This is a genomic window from Lentzea sp. NBRC 105346 (genome assembly GCF_030269605.1).
GTDB lineage: Bacteria > Actinomycetota > Actinomycetes > Mycobacteriales > Pseudonocardiaceae > Lentzea.
Genome location: NZ_BSTQ01000001.1, coordinates 937242 through 954510, shown reverse-complemented (window position 1 = coordinate 954510; position 17269 = coordinate 937242). Strand labels below are relative to the sequence as shown.

The 17269-nt window shown below is 68.6% G+C and carries 5 protein-coding genes; 4 read left to right on the top strand and 1 reads right to left on the bottom strand.

What is annotated here, in order from left to right; genetic code table 11:
* The first annotated feature begins 9 nt into the window (after positions 1–9).
* Positions 10–10077, top strand: a complete 10068-nt coding sequence (locus tag QSK35_RS03460; RefSeq protein ID WP_285742118.1) for a type I polyketide synthase — start codon at positions 10–12, stop codon at positions 10075–10077.
* The gene (locus tag QSK35_RS03455; protein WP_285742117.1) at positions 10070–14389 is read left to right on the top strand and encodes a type I polyketide synthase; all 4320 of its coding nucleotides are present in this window, start codon (positions 10070–10072) and stop codon (positions 14387–14389) included. Before QSK35_RS03460 ends, QSK35_RS03455 begins: the two co-directional genes overlap by 8 nt.
* Here QSK35_RS03455 and QSK35_RS03450 read toward each other — a convergent pair.
* Positions 14386–15651 carry a glycosyltransferase gene (locus QSK35_RS03450; RefSeq protein ID WP_285742115.1) on the bottom strand — a complete coding sequence of 422 codons (1266 nt, stop codon included), beginning with the start codon at positions 15649–15651 and terminating at the stop codon, positions 14386–14388. The genes QSK35_RS03455 and QSK35_RS03450 overlap by 4 nt on opposite strands.
* 113 nt (positions 15652–15764) lie before the next feature.
* Here QSK35_RS03450 and QSK35_RS03445 point away from each other — a divergent pair, with 113 nt between their 5' ends.
* Both QSK35_RS03445 and QSK35_RS03440 read left to right on the top strand, forming a co-directional pair.
* Positions 15765–16442 (top strand): thioesterase II family protein, encoded by a 678-nt coding sequence (locus tag QSK35_RS03445; RefSeq protein WP_285742113.1) that lies wholly within the window; start codon positions 15765–15767, stop codon positions 16440–16442.
* The gene (locus tag QSK35_RS03440; protein WP_285742111.1) at positions 16439–17269 is read left to right on the top strand and encodes an SDR family oxidoreductase; all 831 of its coding nucleotides are present in this window, start codon (positions 16439–16441) and stop codon (positions 17267–17269) included. The genes QSK35_RS03445 and QSK35_RS03440 overlap by 4 nt, the downstream gene beginning before the upstream one ends.

Genomic DNA, 17269 nt, shown 5'->3' with positions numbered 1-17269 from the left:
GAGACCACTATGGACACCAGTACCGAGGAACTCGTCGAGGCTCTGCGCGAGTCCCTGAAGGAGAACGAGCGGCTGCGCCAGCGCAATGAGCGGTTGGTCGTCGGTGAGCCGGTCGCGATCGTGGGCATGGCGTGCCGATTCCCCGGCGGCGTCCGATCTCCGGAGGACCTGTGGCAGCTCGTCGCCAACGGTGTCGACGCGATCGGCGGATTCCCCACCGACCGCGGCTGGGACCTGGACGGGATGTTCTCGCCCGATCCCGACCAGTCGGGCACGAGCTACGTGCGCGAGGGCGGTTTCCTCTATGACGCCGGAGATTTCGACGCCGGCCTGTTCGGGATCTCGCCCCGCGAGGCGTTGGCAATGGATCCGCAGCAGCGGCTGCTGCTGGAGACCGCGTGGGAGACGTTCGAACGGTCCGGGATCGCACCTTCGTCGTTGAAGGGCAGTCCGACGGGTGTGTTCGTCGGCGTGATCCAGCAGGACTACGGCCCACGACTGGCCGAGGCAGGGGAGTCCGTCGAGGGCTTCGTGATGTCCGGCAACATGACCGCAGTCGCGTCCGGCCGGCTGTCGTACACGTTCGGCTTGGAGGGTCCCGCCGTCACGGTCGACACGGCATGCTCCTCCTCCTTGGTGGCACTGCATCTGGCCACGCAGTCGCTGCGCGCCCAGGACTGTTCGCTCGCGCTGGTCGGCGGCGTCTCGGTCATGCCGACGCCCGGCCTGTTCGTCGAGTTCTCTCGGCAACGCGGGCTGGCGCCCGACGGGCGGTGCAAGTCGTTCGCCGCGTCGGCCGACGGGACGGGCTGGAGCGAGGGCGTCGGTCTGCTCCTGCTGGAACGGCTCTCAGACGCACGGCGACTGGGGCATCAGGTGCTCGCCGTCATCCGCGGCACCGCCATCAACCAGGACGGCGCTTCGAACGGACTGACCGCGCCCAGCGCCGCGGCGCAGGAACGCGTCATCCGTTCGGCATTGTCGAACGCCCGCTTGTCTCCTGCTGATGTCGACGTGGTCGAGGCGCACGGAACCGGAACGGTGCTCGGCGATCCCATCGAGGCGGAGGCGTTGCTCGCCTCCTACGGCCGCGAGCGCACGTCGCCGCTGTGGCTCGGCTCGCTCAAGTCGAACATCGGCCACACATCGGCGGCTGCCGGTGTTGCCGGTGTGATCAAGATGGTGATGGCGATGCGGGCGGGTGCGCTGCCGCCCACGTTGCACGTTGACTCGCCGACCCCGCATGTCGACTGGTCGTCCGGTGCGATCTCGCTGCTGACGTCGGCGCAGCCGTGGCCGTCGTCGGACCGGCCTCGTCGCGCGGCCGTCTCGTCGTTCGGCGTGAGTGGCACGAACGCGCACGTGATTCTTGAAGATTGTCCTGTGGATAACTCCATTTCGGACCCGAATCTGTCAGACCTTCGTGGGACGCTTAAGAAGGGGGCCTCGCGCCCCCTGGCGGGGGGCCAGGCGGAATCGATTCCGTGGTTGGTGTCGGCGAAGTCTGAGGTCGCGCTGCGCGAACAGGTGGAGCGGATGCGAGGTGTTGAGGGGGACCCTCGGGATGTCGGGTTCTCGTTGCTCACCTCGCGATCGATGCTGCCTTGGCGCGCGGTGTTGCTCGGCGGGCGTGAGGTGGCTTCGGGGGAGGCCAGTGGTTCGGGACGTGCTGTCTTCGTGTTCCCCGGTCAAGGGGCCCAGTGGGTTGGGATGGGGCGGGAGTTGCTGGCCTCGTCTGACGTGTTCGCGGGGCGGATGCGTGAGTGTGCTGATGCGTTGAGTTCGTTTGTTGAGTGGGATCTGTTTGAGGCGTTGGGGGATGAGGCGGCGCTTGGGCGGGTTGATGTGGTGCAGCCCGTGTTGTGGGCGGTCATGGTGTCGCTTGCCGAGGTGTGGCGGTCGTTCGGTGTTGAGCCGGCCGCGGTTGTGGGGCATTCGCAGGGGGAGATTGCTGCGGCGTGTGTGGCTGGTGCGTTGTCGTTGGTTGATGGCGCGCGCGTGGTGGCGTTGCGGAGTAGGGCGATCAGGGCGATTACTGGTCGGGGTGGGATGGTGTCGGTTCCGCTGCCGGTCGAGCAGCTTGAGCTGCGTGAGGGCGTATTCGTCGCCGCGGTGAACGGCCCGGAATCGACTGTGGTGGCGGGGGATGTGGCCGGGCTTGACGTGGTGCTGGCCAGGTATGAGCGGGCTAAGCGAGTTCCTGTGGACTATGCCTCGCACACTCCGCATGTGGAGGTGTTGCGGGATGAGATTTTGGCTGCGCTGAATGGGATCGCGCCGCAGCGGGCTGAGATTCCGTTTTACTCGACGGTGACTGCCGAAAAGATCGACACCACTCGCCTGGATGCCGAGTATTGGTATACGAATCTGCGGCAGACGGTTCGGTTCGCGGACACGATCGGTCAGCTTGAGGGTGACACGTTCATCGAGGTGAGTGCGCATCCGGTGTTGATGCTGGGTGTGGGGACGCTGCGCCGCGACGAAGGCGGCATGACCAGGTTCGTGACCTCGTTGGCCGAGGCGCACGTTCGTGGGATCGCGGTGCGGTGGGACCTGTTCTTCGACGGCGCGAAGCGCGTCGACCTGCCCACGTACGCGTTCCAGCGCGAGCGGTACTGGTTGACGTCGCCGTCCAGTACCGGCGACGTCACGACCGCAGGCCTCAGCAGTGCGGATCACCCGTTCCTCGCCGCCGAAGTGGCTTTGGCCGACGGGGACGGCGTCGTGCTGACCGGACGGCTGTCGCTGGCATCGCACGCCTGGCTCGCCGATCACGCCGTGCTGGACACCGTGGTGGTGCCGGGCACCGCGATGGTCGAGCTCGCGGTCCGGGCCGGGAACCACGTTGGTTGCGCTGAACTGGAGGAGCTCACGCTGCAGGCGCCGCTGGTCGTGCCGGACCAGGGCTGGGTGCGTCTTCAGGTGACGGTAGGAAGTCGGGACGATGCCGGCCGTCGCACCGTCGGCGTCTACTCCACAAAGGACGATGAGCCGTGGGTGTGTCATGCCGCCGGCACGCTTGCCGCCAACGCGGCGCCCGAAGACTTCGAGCTGACCGCATGGCCGCCGGACGCGGACGAGGTATCCGTCGACGGGCTCTACGAGCGGTTGCGGGAGCGCGGCTACGGTTACGGGCCCGCGTTCCAGGGGCTGCGGTCGGTATGGCGGAGCGGCGACGAGGTGTTCGCCGAGGTGGTGCTGCCGGAGGAGCATCGGGCGGAGGCCGAGCGGTTCGGGCTGCACCCGGCAGTTCTCGACACCGCGTTGCACACCATTGTGTTCAGCCGGTTCGACACCGATCCGGACCAGACCGTGATGCCGTTCTCGTGGGGCGGCGTGCGGCTGTTCGCCCAAGGCGCGGCGTCGGTGCGCGTGCGGCTGTCACGGCACGAACGCGGCGTTTCCTTGCGGGTGGCCGATTTCGACGGTCGGCCGGTCGCGGTCGTGAGCGAGTTGGCGACGCGGCCGGTGTCGCGGGAGCAGCTGGCGCGATCGGCCGGCCGGGACTCGCTGTTCCGGCTCGACTGGGTGCCGACGTCCGTCGGACAGCCTGTGGAGGCCGAGCTGTTCCGCTGCCCGGCCGGCACCGGTGACGTCGTATCTGACACGCGCACGGTTACGAACGAGTTGCTGGAACGGTTGCGGGAAGCCGAGAAGCTCGTCGTGGTGACCGACCGCACCAACCTGGCCCACGCCGCCGCTTGGGGACTCGTGCGTTCGGCTCAGGCGGAGCGGCCCGGACGATTCGTGCTCGTCGATGTCGACGGACACGCGTCTGACGAGGAGATCGCCGCCGCGGCCGGTTGTGGTGAGCCGCAGCTGGCGATGCGCGACGGTGACGTGTTCGTGCCACGGCTGACGCGCGCGGTTGTCGCGGACGAGAAGACGCGGCTGGACGGCACGGTGCTCATCACTGGTGGCGCGCAGGGACTTGGTGGCGTGATCGCCCGGCACCTCGTCACCTCGCACGGCGTGCGCCGCGTGATGTTGCTCAGCCGACGCGGGCCTGATGCGCCCGGTGCGACTGAACTGCGAGATGAGCTCGGTGACGCGCTCGAACTCGTAGCCTGCGACGCGGCCGATCGCGACGCGCTCGCCAAGGTGATCGAAGGCGTTCCACTGAGTGCTGTCGTGCACGCGGCCGGAGTGCTGGACGACGGCGTGATCGAGTCGCTCACGCCCGAGCGGGTGGACGCCGTGTTCCGGCCGAAGATCGACGCCGCGTGGAACCTGCACGAGCTGACGCGCGACCTCGAGGCGTTCGTGCTGTTCTCCTCGGTCTCGGGCGTCGTCGGCGCGCCGGGGCAGGGCAACTACGCGGCCGCGAACGCCTTCGTCGACGCGCTCGCCGCGCACCGGCGGGCGGCTGGGCTGCCGGCGGTGTCGCTCGCGTGGGGATTCTGGGACCAGGCCAGCGACATGACCGGCCACCTCGGTCACACCGACAAGGCCAGGCTGAACCGCGGCGGCCTCCAGGCGCTGACCACCGCCGAGGTACTGGAGCTGTTCGACGCCGCGCTGGCCGCTGATCTTCCGCTGCTGGTGCCCGCACGGCTCGACTTCGCCTCACTACGCGCGCGCGACGACATTCCCACCGTGCTGCGGGGTCTGGTCCGGCCGGCGTTGCGGAAGGTTGTCGATTCCGGCGCGGGCAACGAGCTCGCCGCGTTGCCGGAGACCGAACGGCGGCGCGCGGTCCTCGACCTCGTGTGCCGGCACGCGGCGACCGTGCTCGGGCACGGCTCGGCTTCCGGCATCGACCCGGAACTGGCGTTCAAGGCTCTCGGCTTCGACTCGCTGACAGGCGTCGAGCTGCGCAACCGGCTCGGCGCCGCGACCGGTGTGAAGCTGCCGACCACCGCAGTGTTCGACCACCCGACGCCCAGCGCGCTAGCGGCGTTCGTCAATGCCGAACTGTGCGGACGCCCGGCATCCGCACAGGTTGTCGTGACCTCGGCGGCTCCCGACGAGCCGATCGCCATCGTCGGCATGGCGTGCCGGTTCCCCGGCGGCGTGCGGTCGCCGGAGGACCTGTGGCGGCTGCTCGACTCGGGCGGCGAGACCGTGACGGAGTTCCCGGCGGACCGTGGTTGGGATCTGGAGCGGCTGTTCGACCCGGACCCCGACCGCCGCGGCACGAGTTATGTGCGGCACGGGTCGTTCATCGATGACGTCGCGGACTTCGACCCGGACTTCTTCGGGATCAGCCGGCGTGAAGCGATCGCGATGGACCCGCAGCAGCGGCTGCTGCTTGAGACGTCGTGGGAGGCGTTCGAACGGGCCGGGATCGCGCCGTCGTCGTTGCGCGGCAGCCGGACCGGGGTGTTCGCGGGGCTGATCACGCAGGAGTACGGGACGCGGCTGGGATCGGTGCCGCTCGACGTCGAGGGCTACCTCGGGACCGGCAACACGGCGAGTGTCGCGTCGGGGCGCGTTGCCTACGCCCTGGGTCTGGAGGGACCTGCGGTTTCGGTTGACACGGCTTGTTCTTCTTCTTTGGTGGCACTGCATCTGGCGGCGCAGGCGTTGCGGTCGGGCGAGTGTTCGCTGGCGTTGGCCGGTGGTGTGACCGTGATGGCGACGCCCGGCATGTTCATCGAGTTCTCGCGTCAGCGCGGTCTCGCACCGGACGCGCGGTGCAAGGCGTTCGCGTCGTCCGCCGACGGCACCGCGTGGAGTGAGGGCATCGGCATGGTTGTGCTGGCGCGTCTCTCCGATGCTCGCCGTCTCGGCCATCGGGTGCTCGCGGTGCTGCGAGGGTCGGCCGTCAACCAGGACGGCGCCTCGAACGGGTTGACCGCGCCGAACGGTCCGTCGCAGGAACGGGTGATCCGTTCGGCATTGTCGAACGCCGGTCTGACTGCTGCGGATGTCGATGCGGTGGAGGCGCACGGGACCGGAACGCGGCTGGGTGATCCGATCGAGGCCCAGGCCTTGCTGGCGACCTATGGGCAGGATCGCACTTCTCCGTTGTTGCTCGGTTCGGTGAAGTCGAACATCGGTCACACGCAGGCGGCGGCGGGTATCGCCGGTGTGATCAAGATGGTGATGGCGATGCGGCACGGTGTTCTGCCGCGCACTCTGCATGTCGACACGCCCACGCCGCACGTCGACTGGTCCGCCGGGTTGGTAGAGCTCGTGACGTCACCGCGGCCGTGGCCGGAGGTCGACCGGCCCTGGCGCGCCGGCGTGTCGTCCTTTGGTGTGAGTGGGACGAACGCGCACGTGATTCTTGAAGATTGTCCTGTGGATAACTCCATTTCGGATCCGGAACTGTCGGACCGGCGTGAGACGATTGGAGTGGGGACCTCGTTCTCCCCCCTGGGGGGTTCCCCGGTTTCGAGTCTAGTGGTGGAGGACGGGGAAAACGGGGGCGTTGGGCGGTCTGTGGATAAGTCGGTACCGTGGGTGGTGTCGGCGAGGTCTGAGGCGGCGTTGCGTGGTCAGGTTGAGCGGGTGCGGGGGTTGGTGGGCGACCCGGTCGATATTGGGTACTCGTTGGTGACAACGCGGTCGTTGTTCGAGCACCGGGCCGTGCTGGTGGATGGCGAGGTGGTCGCCGAGGGTGTGGCGGCCAAGAGGAAGCTCGCGTTCTTGTTCACTGGGCAGGGTTCGCAGCGGGCTGGAATGGGGCGGGAGCTGGGGGAGCGGTTCCCGGTGTTCGCGGCTGCGTTTGATGAGGTGTGGTCGCGGTTTGAGGTTGACGGTCTGGGGGTGGATGACACTGGGCATGCGCAGCCGGCGATCTTCGCGTTTGAGGTGGCGCTGTACCGGCTGGTCGAGTCTTGGGGCGTCACGCCGGACCATCTGGTGGGTCATTCGATCGGGGAGATTGCGGCTGCCCATGTTGCTGGGGTGTTGTCGTTGGATGATGCGTGCACGCTCGTGGGTGAGCGGGCGCGGTTGATGCAGGCCTTGCCGCCGGGCGGGGCGATGATCGCGATCCAGGCGTCCGAGGATGAAGTCACGCCGTATCTGACCGAGCAGGTGTCGATTGCGGCGGTGAATGGTCCGGACGCGGTGGTGATCGCGGGTGATGAGCGAACGGCGTTCGACATTGCCGAACGGTTCGCGAAGTCGAAGCGGTTGAGTGTGTCGCATGCGTTCCACTCGCCGTTGATGGAACCGATGCTCGACGACTTCCGGGCCATCGTGGAGAAGCTGGAGTACCACCAGCCGAAGATTCCCATTGCCACGGATGGGAATGTGACGGACCCGGAATTCTGGGTGCGGCACGTTCGGGAGACCGTGCGGTTCGCGGACAACGTGGGCAACCTGAACGACTGCGTGTTCGTGGAGATTGGACCGGACGGCGTGCTGTCGGCGCTGGTCGAGGGTGCGATTCCGTTGCAGCGCAAGAGCAAGGGCGAGCACGAGGCACTGGTTACCGGGTTGGCGCGGGTCATGGTCAGCGGTGTCGACCTCGACTGGGAGGCGTTCTACCGTGGCGGGAAGAAGGTCGACCTGCCGACTTATGCGTTCGAGCGCAGGCGGTTGTGGCTGGACGCACCGTCGACGGGTGACGTGACCTCCGCTGGACTTGGTGCGGCCGGGCACCCGCTGCTCGGCGCGGAGGTGCCGCTCGCGGGCGGCGACGGGATCGTGTTGACCGGGAGGGTTTCCCTCACCACTCACCCTTGGCTGGCCGATCACGCCGTGCTCGGATCGGCGGTGTTGCCGGGCACCGCGTACGTCGAGCTGGCGATCGCGGCGGGGGCTCGCGTCGGGTGCGGGCGTGTTGAGGACCTGACGATCGAGGCGCCGCTCGTGCTGAAAGACGCCGTGCAGCTGCAGGTCAATGTGGGTGACGCCGACGACGCCGGCAGGAGGAGCGTCACCGTGCACTCGCGGCCGGCGCGTGATGACGGCGACTGGACCAGGCACGCCAGCGGGACGGTGACCGAAGGGATCAGCCCGGCGTTCGACCTGACCGAGTGGCCGCCCGCAGGCGCGGAAGAGGTGTCTGTTGCCGACATCTACGACCGGATGATCGACCGGGGATACGAGTACGGGCCCGTGTTCCAGGGGCTGAAGGCCGCGTGGCGGCGTGGAACGGACGTCTTCGCCGAGGTCGCGTTGCCCGAGGGACACGACGGGTTCGGCGTGCACCCGGCGTTGCTCGACGCGGCACTGCATACGCTGGCGTTCAGTTCGCTGAGCCACGAGGACCAGGTCGTGATGCCGTTCTCCTGGGAGGGCGTCGAGCTCGTCGGGCAGAGCAACGCGGTGCGGGTGCGGCTGTCGGTTCGCGACGACGGCACGGCGTCGTTGGAGCTGGCCGACCCACAGGGACAGCCGGTCGCGGTCGTTTCCTCCGTGGTCACCCGGCCCGTGTCACGGGAGCAGTTCGGCAACACGGACTCGCTCTTCCGGGTGGACTGGACACCGGTAAAGGCTGCCGCTGAGGCGTCCGCCGAACGCTGGGCGGTGCTCGGTGGCGAGAATGTCGGGCTCTCGGACAGCGTCGCGGACGTCGTGGAGGTCGCGAACCTCGGCGACATCAAGGAGATTCCGGACGTCGTGCTCGTCCGAGCTTCGTCCACTATGGATCCGCGGCAAGCGGTCAACGACATGGTCGCCACGATGCGGGAGTGGCTCGGTGACGACCGGTTCGCGACCACGCGTCTGGTCGTGGTGACCCGCGACGACAACCTCGCGCACGCCGCCGTGCGCGGCATGGTGCGATCGGCGCAGACCGAGAACCCTGGCCGGATCGTGCTGGTCGACGACGACGGGCGCCCGGAGTCGGCGCGCATGCTGCCCGCCGCGGTCGGTATCGGCGAGCCGCAGGTCGCGATGAGGGCCGGCGAAGTGCGGGTCGCGCGGCTGGCGCGGACGACGGTGACGGGCACGCGGCTGAGCGGAACGGTGCTCATCACCGGTGGCACCGGCGGGCTTGGCGCGGTGATCGCGCGGCACGTCGCCCAAGAACACGACGTGCGCAAACTCGTGCTGGTCAGCCGACGCGGCGACGCGCCGGCGTTGCGGGCGGAGCTCGAGAAGTACGTCGAGGTCGTGACGGTGGCATGCGACGTCGCGGACCGGAACGCGCTGGCCGCGGTGTTCGCCGAACACCCGGTGACCGGTGTGATTCACGCGGCTGGCGTGCTCGACGATGGTGTCGTCACGGCGATGACGCCCGAACGTGTCGACACCGTGTTCCGCTCCAAAGTGGATGGAGCGTGGAACCTGCACGAGCTGGCAGGTGACGTCGAGGCGTTCGTGTTGTTCTCGTCGATCTCCGGCATCGTCGGCGGCGCTGGACAGGGCAACTACGCTGCGGCGAACGCCTACCTCGACGCGTTGGCCGAACACCGGCGCGCACAGGGACTTCCCGGTGTGTCGCTGGCCTGGGGTGCGTGGGACCTCGGCATGGCTGGCGAACTGGGCGACGGCGACCGGGCCAGGCTCAGCCGCGGCGGGCTACTACCACTGTCCGAAAAGGATGGGCTCACGCTGTTCGACGCCACCTGTGCGGCGAACGACCCCGTTGTGGTGCCGGCGAGGCTGGACCTGCGCGCGGTCGACACGGTCCCGCCGATGCTGCGGGGACTCGTCCGGACGCGGCCGAAGCGGCCCGCGGACGCGGTGCGGGTTGTCGACCTGTCCGACGCCGAGTTGCTGAACCTGGTGAGCGGGCACGTCGCGACCGTGATCGGGCGTTCGGCGGCCGAGATCGACCCCGACCGGGCGTTCCGCGAGCTCGGGTTCGACTCGCTCACCGCCGTCGAGCTGCGCAACCGGCTCGGCGCGGCGACCGGACTGCGGCTGCCCACCACCCTCGTGTTCGACCACCCGACAACCGGCGCGCTGGCGCGGTTCCTGCGCGCGCAGAGCGGACCCGGACGGGCGCCGGCCGACGCGTTGCTCGCCGAACTCGGGAAGCTCGAAGCCGCGGTGAAGGCGTTGCCGCAGGGGGACTCCGTGCGCACGACGGTCATGGCGCGGCTCACGGCGCTGGTCGCCACCGGGGACGAACTGAGTGCGGACGACGTCACCGAGCACCTGCGATCGTCGACGAACGACGAGCTCTTCGACTTCATCGACAAGCAGCTTGGAGTTGACCTCGATGGATGACACCCAGAAGCTTCGCGACTACCTGGCGCGGGTCACCGGGGAGCTGCAGCGCACGCGGCAGCGGCTGAAGCAGGTGGAGTCCGGAGAGCAGGAGCCGATCGCGATCGTCGGCATGGCGTGCCGCTTCCCGGGCGGCGTCCAGTCGCCGGAGGAACTCTGGCGGTTCGTCGCCGACGAACGTGATGCGATCAGCGGGTTCCCTGTCGACCGCGGCTGGGACCTCGACGGGCTGTTCCACCCAGATCCCGATCACCACGGCACCAGCTACGCGTCCGAGGGCGGGTTCCTGCACGACGCCGCGCGGTTCGACGCGGCGTTCTTCGGCATCTCGCCGCGCGAGGCGACCGCCGCGGACCCACAGCAGCGGCTGCTGCTCGAGGTCGCCTGGGAGGCGTTCGAGCACGCGGGCATCGACCCGCTCTCCATGCGTGGCAGCCGGACCGGCGTGTTCGCCGGCGTCATGTACAACGACTACGGGCTGCGGCTGCATACGATCCCCGACGGCTACGAGGGCTACCTCGTGACCGGCAACAGTCCCAGCATCGTGTCCGGCCGCGTTGCCTACGCGCTTGGGCTCGAAGGCCCGGCGGTCACCGTCGACACCGCGTGCTCTTCTTCTTTGGTGGCACTGCATCTGGCGGCGCAGGCGCTGCGGTCCGGGGAGTGTTCCGTCGCGCTCGCCGGTGGTGTGACGGTCATGTCGACGCCGCACACGTTCATCGACTTCTCCCGGCAGCGCGGACTTGCCCCGGACGGGCGGTGCAAGTCCTTCGCCGCCGCGGCGGACGGGACCGGGTGGTCCGAGGGCGTCGGGCTGCTCGTCGTCGAGAAACTGTCCGACGCACGGCGGCTCGGGCACCGTGTGCTCGCGGTGCTGCGTGGATCCGCGGTCAACCAGGACGGTGCCTCGAACGGGTTGACCGCACCCAACGGCCCTTCGCAGGAACGGGTGATCCGTTCGGCATTGTCGAATGCCGTTCTGACTGCTTCCGATGTCGACGTGGTCGAGGCGCATGGGACCGGGACCACGCTCGGAGATCCCATCGAGGCGCAGGCCCTGCTCGCGACCTATGGGCAGGATCGTTCGGCGCCGTTGTGGCTGGGGTCGCTGAAGTCCAACTTCGGTCATACGCAGGCCGCGGCCGGGGTCGCCGGGGTGATCAAGATGGTGATGGCGATGCGGAATGGACTCATGCCGCGCACGCTGCACATCGACGCGCCGTCGCCGCACGTGGACTGGTCGGCCGGCGCCGTGTCGCTGCTGTCGTCCGCCCGGCCGTGGCCGAGTGGAGAGCGGCCTCGCCGTGCAGCTGTGTCGTCCTTTGGTGTGAGTGGGACGAACGCGCACGTGATTCTTGAAGATTGTCCTGTGGATAACTTCATTTCGGATCCGGAACTGTCGGACCGGCGTGAGACGATTGGAGTGGGGACCTCGTTCTCCCCCCTGGGGGGTTCCCCGGTTTCGAGTCTAGTGGTGGAGGACGGGGAAAACGGGGGCGTTGGGCGGTCTGTGGATAAGTCGGTACCGTGGGTGGTGTCGGCGAGGTCTGAGGCGGCGTTGCGTGGTCAGGTTGAGCGGGTGCGGGGGTTGGTGGGCGACCCGGTCGATATTGGGTACTCGTTGGTGACAACGCGGTCGTTGTTCGAGCACCGGGCCGTGCTGGTGGATGGCGAGGTGGTCGCCGAGGGTGTGGCGGCCAAGAGGAAGCTCGCGTTCTTGTTCACTGGGCAGGGTTCGCAGCGGGCTGGAATGGGGCGGGAGCTGGGGGAGCGGTTCCCGGTGTTCGCGGGCGCGTTCGATGAGGTGTGGTCGCGATTTGAGGTTGACGGCCTGGGGGTGGATGACACCGGGCATGCGCAGCCGGCGATCTTCGCGTTTGAGGTGGCGCTGTACCGGCTGGTCGAGTCATGGGGCGTCACGCCGGACCATCTGGTGGGTCATTCGATCGGGGAGATTGCGGCTGCCCATGTTGCCGGGGTGTTGTCGTTGGAGGATGCGTGCACGCTCGTGGGTGAGCGGGCGCGGTTGATGCAGGCGTTGCCTTCGGGTGGGGCGATGATCGCGATTCAGGCGTCCGAGGACGAGGTTCTGCCGCATCTGACCGACGGAGTGTCGATCGCCGCTGTCAATGGGCCGGACGCGGTGGTGGTCGCGGGTGATGAGCGAACGGCGTTCGACATTGCCGAACGATTCGCGAAGTCGAAGCGGTTGAGTGTGTCGCATGCGTTCCACTCGCCGTTGATGGAACCGATGCTCGACGAGTTCCGGGCCGTCGTGGAGAAACTGGAGTACCACGAGCCGAAGATTCCGATTGCCGCCACGGGCGACGTCACCGACCCGGGATACTGGGTCGGCCACGTGCGCGGGACGGTCAGGTTCACAGAGAACGTGGCGAAAACCGGCGACTGCACCTTCCTGGAGATCGGGCCGGACGGCGTGCTGTCAGGCATGGTCGAAGGTGCGATTCCGGCGCAGCGCAAGAACATGAGCGAGCCCGAAGCGCTGATGCACGCGGTGGCGCGGCTTGTGACGCGAGGCGTGGATCTCGACTGGGACGCGTTCTACCCGAGAGGGAAGAAGGTCGACCTGCCGACGTACGCCTTCCAGCGCGAGCACTACTGGCTCTACGCCGAGGAGGAACCGGACAGCGGGTTCTGGGACGCCGTCGCGAGCCGGGATCACAGGAAGCTGGACGTCGAGCCGGACGAGCTGGAAACGCTGCTGCCGCTGCTGGAGAAGTGGCAGCGCAAGCGCAAGGCCCAGAGCACGGTCGACGGCTGGCGCTACTACGTTCGGTGGAAGCCGATAACGGCAACCCCGCAGAACCACGAAGGAACCTGGCTGCTCGTCGAACCCGAAGGCGGCTGCACGTGGGGAGACGCGATCGCCGAGGTGTTGCCGGTGAAGCGAGTCACCGTGAACGACCTGCCCACGCAAGCAGAACGCGTGCTGTCGCTGCTGGCTCTCGACGAGGCCGGAGCGACCGCGAAAACGCTCGACCTGGTAAGGAAAACGGACGCGCAGGTGTGGCTGGTCACCAGCGGCGCGGTCAGCACCGGACCCGGCGACGACACCAGGAATCCCGCCCAGGCCGAGGTGTGGGGCGCCGGACTCACCGTCAGCCTTGAGCAGCCCCAACGATGGGGCGGACTCATCGACGTACCACAGGACCCGGATCCCCAGTCCGTGCAACGACTCTTGCAGGCACTCCAGAAAGAAGAGGACCAAGTCGCCGTCAGGCCCCACGGGACGTTCGCACGACGGCTGGTGCGAGCGCCGCGCCACCACGGCACCTGGAAACCACACGGCACGGCGATCATCACCGGTGCCACCGGCGGCGTCGGCAGGCACGTCGCCCGGTGGCTGGCGAAGGAAGGGATCGACCACCTCGTCCTCGTCAGCCGGAAAGGCGAGGACCTCGAACTCGGCGTGAAGACGACCGCGGTCGCGGCGGACGTCAGCGACCGCGAAGCCGTCCAACGAGTGCTCGAAGCGGTACCGGCCGACCACCCGTTGACCGCGGTGTTCCACGCGGCCGGCGTCGACCGCGCCGTCTCGGTCGAGGACACGAACGACCAGGTCCTGAAAGAAATGGCAGCCGCCAAGGTCGAAGGCGCGAACCACCTGGACGAGCTCGCCGGAGACGTCGAGGCGTTCGTGCTGTTCTCGTCCGTCGCGAGCACCTGGGGCAGTGCGCTGCAGTCCGCGTACGGCGCGGCGAACGCCCACCTCGACGCGCTCGCCGAACGTCGTCGCGCCCAGGGCAAACCGGCCACGTCGATCGCGTGGGGGCTGTGGGACGGCGACGGAATGGGGGCCGAAAGCGGCGACGAGGTCCGCAGGACCGGCCTCCGAGCCATGGACCCGGACCTTGCGATCACCGCACTGAGGCAGGCGATCGGCGAGACCCGCGTGACGGTCGCCGACGTCGACTGGGACCTCTTCGCGCCCCGCTACACGGCACTGCGCGCCCGGCCGCTGCTGGACGATCTGCCGGAAGCCAAAGCGAAGAAACAGGAAACGGGAACGACCATAACGGAACGACTCGAAGGACTATCCGAAGAGGACCAAGAGGACGTCCTGCTGGAACTCGTCCGAACCGAGATTGCCGCGGTGCTTGGACACACCAACACGGACGCGATCCATCCGGACGCGGAACTGATGGACTTCGGGTTCGACTCGCTCAGCGCGTTCGAACTGCGCAACAAGCTCGACGCCGCCACCGGACTGCAACTGCAGCCCACCATGGTGTTCGACTACCCGACCCCCGCCGAGGTCGCCCGCTACCTGCGCACCGAGATGGCCCTTTAGGACCGCTCGATCAACGACACCGCGGCGGACGTCCCGTCCTCGGCCCGCACCAGACGGCCCAGCTCGTCGGCGGCAGCGGCCATGGACGGGTCGTCCACCGCCCGACGGATGGCCGAAGCCAGCGCGGTTGCCGTGAGCCTGCGAAACGGCAGCGGCGACGGCGCCACACCCAAGGCGTGCATGCGGTTGGCCCACAACGGTTGGTCGGACAGGTGCGGACACAACACCTGCGGACGTCCCGCCGCCAGCGCCGCACCCGACGTACCACCACCGCTGTGGTGGACGATCGCCGCCACCCGCGGGAACAGCCACGCGTGCGGAACCTCGGGGACGAAGTACAGCTCCGACGACGACGTTATCTGCACACCACCCCACCCGGCGGCGACCACCGCACGCACCCCGGCGCGCCGCACGGCCTCCGCCACCAGCCGTCCCGTCGCCGCCGGCTCGGCGCCCACCATGCTGCCGAACCCGAGATACACCGGCGGCGGCCCGGCCTCGAGGAACGCGGTCAGCCGCGGAGGTGGGGTCCACGACGCGGGAGCGGGCAGAAACCAGAACCCGGTGGTGTGCACGGAAGGAGAACTGTCCGAAGTGGAGGGAAAGAGGTGACGGCTGTACGCCTGCAGCACGGTCGCGGGTGAACCGTCCGGCAGGAGCAGCGGGTTGTACGGACCGGAGGAGGGCGGCAGCCCGAGCACCTCCTGCCGCCACTTCCGAATCGGCCCGCGCGGCAACGCCGCCAGCCGGTACAGCACACGGTAGCTCGCCCGGTTCGCCCAGCCCGGCCACGACGACGCGCCCTGACCACGCAACGCCCGGAACTCCGATGTCGGTACCCACCCCGGTTGCAACGGCGCCACCACCGACGGCACGCCCAGCTTCTCCGCCACGAGCGGCGCGTACTGCAGACCGGGATGGTGCACAACGACATCCGCGCCGCCAGCGCCGGCCTTCGCGACGTCCCGCAACATCAACGCCGCCGCGCGCATGGACTCCCGTGCCGTCCTCGCGGCCGCCCGCGCCACCGCCACCGGCCGCATCCCGCGCCCCACCGCTCGCCGGAACAACGGCTCGTCCCGCAACGCGAGCAACCCGTCGTCCAGCGGCGCGAACGGCACCTCGAACGAGGCCGCCGCCCGCTCGTACCGGGCCGGAGCCGCCAGCACCGGTCTGTGCCCGGCCGCGCGCAAGGCGGCCGCCAGCGCCAGGTACGGCTGCACGTCACCACGCGTTCCATACGCGATCAACAGAACCCGCATGAGTAAGAACGTTAGCGGTGAGAAAGACCGGGATTACCGCCCGAGAACCGCATAGTTACCTGGCTCCGGAAATGGCTGTATACGGTGATTTCACGGCCTGACAAAGGAGCGACATGTCCGCGGCATTCCTCTGCTTTCCGCCCGCGGGTGCGGGTGCCAGCTTCTACCATGAGTGGCGTGGGCACCAGGGGGCGCTCGAGATCGTCCCGGTCGAACTACCGGGCCGCGAGAAGCGGTTCATCGACCCCGTGCCGCACGACCTCGACGGACTCGCCGCGGACATCGCGCCTCAATTGGCCGAGCACGACAAGGCCGTCGTCTTCGGGCACAGCTTCGGCGCCATCCTCGCCTACGAGACCGTGCGACACGCTCTCGCGAAGGACGCCCAACTGGACCTGACGCTCGTTGTGAGCGGTTCCCCCAAGCCCGGTGTCCTGCGCGGCACCCGGATCAGCGGCCGCCCGGACGACGAGTTCATCGCCGGCGTCCGCGAGATCGCCGGATACCACCACCCCGCACTCGACGACCCCGAACTGCGCGACTTCCTGCTCCCGCAGCTGCGGACCGACGTCGCCCTGCACGAGGGCTACCAGCCGAAGGACCAGGAGCCGCTGACCATCCCGATCATCACCGTCCGCGGCGAGGACGACGACGTGGTCAGCGCCCCGCACACCGCCGAATGGGCCGAGTTCACCAGCGCGACCTTCACCCAGCTCGAGATCACCGGCGGCCACATGTACCTCGTGGACAACTGGCGTTCGCTGCTCGCCGAGGTGGAGAAGCTCACGTGACCGGCCGCCTCGAGGGCAAGGTCGCGATCATCACGGGCGCCGCACGCGGCATCGGCCGCGCCTGCGCCACCGCGTTCGCCGCCCAGGGCGCTGACCTCGTGTTGCTGGACGTGTGCGGTGACGTCGACGGCGTGCCCTACCCGCTGGGCACGCGCGGCCAGCTCGACCACACCGCGAAAACGTGCGAAGCCGCCGGTGCGTCGGTGATCACGACGGCCTGTGACGTACGGGACCCGGCGGCCGCCCGACAGGCGGTGGAGGCGGCCGCCGGCCGGTACGGCCGGATCGACGTCCTGGTCAACAACGCCGGCATCGCGGCACCCAGCGGCAAGGTCGTCCACGAGATCACCGACACCGAATGGGACGTCATGCTCGGCGTCGACCTCACCGGCGCGTTCCACCTGACCCGCGCCGTCGCCCCCGTGATGATCGGGCAACGCGCGGGCAGCATCGTCAACATCGCCTCCACGGCCGGACTCGTCGGCTACCGCAACTTCGCCGGCTACGTCACCGCCAAACACGGCCTGATCGGACTGACCAAAGCGACCGCGCTCGACTACGCGCCGTTCCGCGTGCGCGCCAACGCGTTGTGCCCCGGATCCGTCCGCGACGACCCGCACCTCGAGGGCCGCATGCTCGTCGAGATCGCCCGGTCCCTCGCGGTCGACACCACCGACCACGAGGCCGTGTTCGCCGAACAACAGCCGACCAACCACCTCGTCGAGGCGCAGGACGTCGCCGCGACCGCGGTGTGGCTCGCCTCCGACGAGTCGCCCCACGTCACCGGATCGGTCATCACCGTGGACGGCGCCTTCACGGCGCGGTGA